General features: G+C 64.2%; 1 protein-coding gene and 1 pseudogene. Both read right to left on the bottom strand.

Annotation, left to right across the window (positions count from 1 at the left end; all coding sequences use genetic code 11):
• A partial coding sequence (locus tag JW364_RS24025; protein ID WP_205334504.1) for an ATP-binding protein occupies positions 1 to 461 on the bottom strand: 461 nt, incomplete at its 3' end.
• Positions 458 to 1,210: pseudogene (locus JW364_RS24020) on the bottom strand (IS21 family transposase); the annotation flags it as partial. The gene JW364_RS24025 and the pseudogene JW364_RS24020, both read right to left, overlap by 4 nt.

Here is a 1,210-nt window from a genome sequence, read left to right as displayed (position 1 = left end):
TCCACGAGGTCGGCGGCGGTGAAGTACCGCACTTTGTGCCCGGCGTGCACTGCGGCGATCCCCAGCCCGATCAGGGTGTGGCTCTTACCGGTCCCGGCCGGGCCAATCAAGGCCAGGTTATGTTGAGCCCGAACCCATTCCAGTGACGACAGGTAGTCGAAAGTGTTGGCCGGGATAGAGGATGCGGCCACGTCGAACGATTCCAAGGTTTTGGTGACTGGGAACCCGGCAGTCTTGAGTCGGTTGCGGATGTTGGAGGCATCACGGGCGGCGATCTCGGCCTCGACCAGTGTTCGCAGCACTTCTTCGGGTGTCCATCGCTGAGTTTTCGCGGTGAGTAGGACCTCGGGTGCGCTACGGCGGATCGAGGCCAGTTTCAATCGGCGTAGCGCCAGATCCAGATCGGCTGGTAGCGGTGGCACTGTCTGGGGTGCAACGGGTTTCGATGTTGTGGTGGTCATGACACCTCCTTGTCGCCGGCGCCGAGTTTGTAGGCCTCCAGCGAGCGGGTGGGGGCGGTAGGCAGGTGGCCCAGCAGTGCTGTGCCGGCCGGTCGCGGGTTGGGGATGCCGGCTCCGGCATCGAGGATCGAGCGCACATCGGCGGCCTTGAACCGTCGGAACGCCACCGCCCTGGTCAGGGCGGTGAGCACCTGTTCGTGGCCGTGGGAGGTGATGAGTCCGAGGATGTCATCGAGTTCACCGGCCAGGCGGGTATTACCGATCGCCGCGGCACCGACTAGGAACTGCTCGGCTGGTTCTCCGAGATCGCAGAACTGTTTTTCGGCAGCAGTTTTCGGTCGTGGTGCACGACTAAGGGGTGTGCGTGGCCCGCCGTAATGATCGTCGTTGAGGACCACCTCTCCTGGTGCAGCCAACGCATGCTCGGCGACCACCTCGCCCGAGGCGGGCTCGGCGATCAGGAGCGTTCCACCGTCCTGGAGGAGGGTCACGGTGGCGCCGATGAGCCGGTTAGGAACCGAGTAGCGGGCCGAGGCATACCGGATACAGGAAAGACGGTCGACTTTACGGGTGACCGGCGGCGGGCCGACCTGAGCACGCAGAGACGGTAACGCCGCCAACACTTTCCGTTCACTCACCAGCTGGTCAGTGGGCACCGTCAGCGTATCGCTGTGGCGTCGAGTGTTGACCTCGGCACACCAGTCCCACGCAGCCCGGTTCGCCAGATGCACATCCAGCTGCACGTCGTC

Origin of the sequence: Gordonia sp. BP-119 (assembly GCF_016924115.1) — a bacterium.
GTDB classification, from domain to species: domain Bacteria; phylum Actinomycetota; class Actinomycetes; order Mycobacteriales; family Mycobacteriaceae; genus Gordonia; species Gordonia hongkongensis.
Note: the sequence above shows the minus strand (reverse complement) of the source record. Positions and strands in the feature narration are given on the sequence as shown.